This is a genomic window from Leuconostoc sp. BM2 (assembly GCF_002095565.1).
Classification (GTDB): Bacteria; Bacillota; Bacilli; order Lactobacillales; family Lactobacillaceae; genus Leuconostoc; species Leuconostoc falkenbergense.
The window spans coordinates 1-1145 of record NZ_MOWQ01000097.1 but is presented as its reverse complement, the minus strand read 5'-3'; the positions used below and the strand labels follow the sequence as shown (position 1 = coordinate 1145).

3 protein-coding genes are annotated in these 1145 nt (G+C 32.6%); 2 read left to right on the top strand and 1 reads right to left on the bottom strand.

Features of this window, described 5'->3' with window-relative positions:
• The coding region (locus tag BMG01_RS11690) for an IS3 family transposase (protein WP_143470296.1) at nucleotides 1-90 on the top strand (90 nt) is incomplete at its 5' end.
• Between the two features lie 104 nt (nucleotides 91-194).
• On the opposite strand, the gene BMG01_RS10555 is transcribed toward BMG01_RS11690, so the two are convergent.
• Nucleotides 195-470 (bottom strand): hypothetical protein, encoded by a 276-nt coding sequence (locus tag BMG01_RS10555; protein ID WP_004913014.1) that lies wholly within the window; start codon nucleotides 468-470, stop codon nucleotides 195-197.
• Between the two features lie 595 nt (nucleotides 471-1065).
• Between BMG01_RS10555 and BMG01_RS11110 the strand changes: the two genes are divergently transcribed.
• The coding region (locus BMG01_RS11110) for a helix-turn-helix domain-containing protein (protein ID WP_143471347.1) at nucleotides 1066-1145 on the top strand (80 nt) is incomplete at its 3' end.

Genomic DNA, 1145 nt, shown 5'->3' with positions numbered 1-1145 from the left:
AATTATTACAACAATCACCGGATCAAACAAAAACTCAATGGTTTGTCGCCGGTTCAATATCGACAACTCACCACTGAGTCTGTTAGTTAATTAATTTTATTTTGTCCAACTATTGGGGTTCACTTCACATTGCTGACCTTTTTTATTATCCAAACTTGTTCAAATGGATTAACTACACCCTGTCTCAATCTATCTCAGTGAATCGTTCCTAACCAAATTGGTAACCATAGTGAGATATCCTCTTTGAAATTTGGTTTCACCAACTCCGTAAAAAATTGCAAACCTTGTGGTGATAATTTTTGTTGCAAAGCAAGCGGACGAAAATCGCCAATTAAATTTCTAATGACCAAATCTTCTCGTTCATGATTATCCTTCAATTGGTGAATTGCGTTATTAACAAAAAATTGCTCCTCATCATTCAATGACAGATTTTGTAACAGCTCGACAAAATGATTATTATCTTTTTTCAATTTAATACTCCTTTAATTCACCATCTTACAGTATTAATCATAATTTTTCAAATTTAAAAATATCAATTTACTTCTTACAACATAAAAATATTGACAGCTATCATTAATCCAATTTCAAAATATCGCCCACTTCTTGAACTTTTTAGTACTTTTGTAATTAAAAGCTATCTTTTAGTCTTATTATCTTTTTTAGCATACCATACATCAATTGTTGGAAATCCATTCCAAAACTTAAAAATTTTATCAGACTGAGACACTTGACACACCTGAAATAAGCAAAAAAAAACAGCTTCTCTGCTGTCTTACTTGCTAGATATAAATCTACTAACTAAGGAGCTAGCGTACCGTGAACCATTTTAATAAAAGCATTGATATATACGCGTTTGAACACCGCAAAATAATTGCTGGCTCCACATCTGGCTCCATATAAAATCATATAATAGGCGTACAAAAAAACACCGACCAGATTAATTTCTAGTCGGTGTTTTTTTATCTATAAATGGTAGATTGTAAAATTAAACCGAACACTTGAATAAAAAAGCCGCAGCGCCTTTAATGGTAATTGTCTAAAACAACCATAAAGGAACTGCGACTCATGACTAGTTTATCATCTCAAGAACGCACTGTCATTCAAACTTTACTCGAATTGAATTATTCTGTTCGTGCCATTGCGCG